At 69.8% G+C, this 533-nt stretch carries 1 protein-coding gene; it reads right to left on the bottom strand.

The genetic code is table 11. The features are described 5' to 3' along the window. On the bottom strand, window positions 1-533 hold a 533-nt coding region (locus tag SK803_RS46425), incomplete at both ends, for an Ig-like domain-containing protein (protein ID WP_319972652.1).

The following is a 533-nucleotide window of genomic DNA, read 5'->3' as shown; positions in this document are numbered from 1 at the left end:
CCGCTCGCCGGGTCCTTGATCTTGTTGTACTGGTCGAGGAACGCCTTGTTGAAGTCCGAAGTGGACGGATCGATCTCCTTGACCGTGACGCTCGCCGGGTTGTGGCCGGGCGCCGAAGCGGTGAACGTGGCCGTCGCGAGCTCGCCGCCGTTGCCGGCCGACGTCACCGTGACCGTCTGCTTCGCGGTGCCGGTGAACGTCAGGGTCGTCGGCGCCGCCGTCAGGTCCGCGCTGCCGGTGCGGGAGAGGGTGACGGTGACGGGCTGACTCGGCGCCGTGGCCAGCGAGACGTCGAACGTGGCCGTCGAGCCCTGCTTGACCGAGAGCGTGCTCGGCGTCGCCAGCACGGCGGGTCCGGCCAGCACCTTGACCATCGCGGGTGCCGATGTCGTGGTGGCGCCGCGGTTGTCGGACGCCCTCGCGGTGATGCGGTGATCACCCGCCGGTGCCGTGGTCCAGCTGCCGCTGAACGGAGCCGAGGTGTCCGTCGCGATCAGCGTGTCACCCGCGTAGAAGTCGACCTTCGCGATCGT

The sequence above is a fragment of the Lentzea miocenica genome (assembly GCF_033949945.1).
Taxonomy (GTDB): Bacteria; Actinomycetota; Actinomycetes; order Mycobacteriales; family Pseudonocardiaceae; genus Lentzea; species Lentzea miocenica.
Note: the sequence above shows the minus strand (reverse complement) of the source record. Positions and strands in the feature narration are given on the sequence as shown.